Annotated in this window: 1 protein-coding gene; it reads right to left on the bottom strand. The window is 38.4% G+C overall.

Annotated features, from left to right (window positions below):
• Positions 1-646, bottom strand: a 646-nt coding sequence (locus WMO19_RS09850; protein ID WP_349171694.1) for an InlB B-repeat-containing protein, incomplete at both ends; no start/stop codon positions are given.

The raw sequence follows: 646 nt of genomic DNA, 5'->3' as shown, positions 1-646 counted from the left end.
ACTTTGTTTTCATTTATAGCTGTGTTTGCATCAAGAGCTGGTGTCCATCCTGCAAATTCATATCCAGTTTTTGCTGTCTTTTCTGGTGCTGTTATGTCTTTTAATGTTTTGTTTTCTGTCTTTAATACATATACTGTGTTCTTAGCAGCTACTGTTCCCTTTGTTTCGTCTGCTGATTTAAATGTTACTGTCCAGTATTTGTTTGGATCTGCTGGTTTTTCAGCATTTGGATCTGTTGGATCTACTGGTCCTACTACTGGTGGATCTTGTGGTGTTGGTGTACCTGTTGCCTTGAAGTTTGCTATTACTACTTTGTTTTCATTTATAGCTGTGTTTGCATCAAGAGCTGGTGTCCATCCTGCAAATTCATATCCAGTTTTTGCTGTTGTAGCTGGTGCTGTTATGTCTTTTAATGTTTTGTTTTCTGCCTTTAATACATATACTGTGTTCTTAGCAGCTACTGTTCCCTTTGTTTCGTCTGCTGATTTAAATGTTACTGTCCAGTATTTGTTTGGATCTGCTGGTTTTCCACCGTTTGGATCTGTTGGATCTACTGGTCCTACTACTGGTGGATCTTGTGGTGTTACCTTTGCATTTACTGTTAGATTTGCTGTTTCATCTTGCAAGCTTCCTTTAGTTAGTGCTA

It is taken from the genome of Peptoniphilus hominis (ex Hitch et al. 2025) (assembly GCF_040096015.1).
Lineage (GTDB): Bacteria > Bacillota > Clostridia > Tissierellales > Peptoniphilaceae > Peptoniphilus_A > Peptoniphilus_A hominis.
Note: the sequence above shows the minus strand (reverse complement) of the source record. Positions and strands in the feature narration are given on the sequence as shown.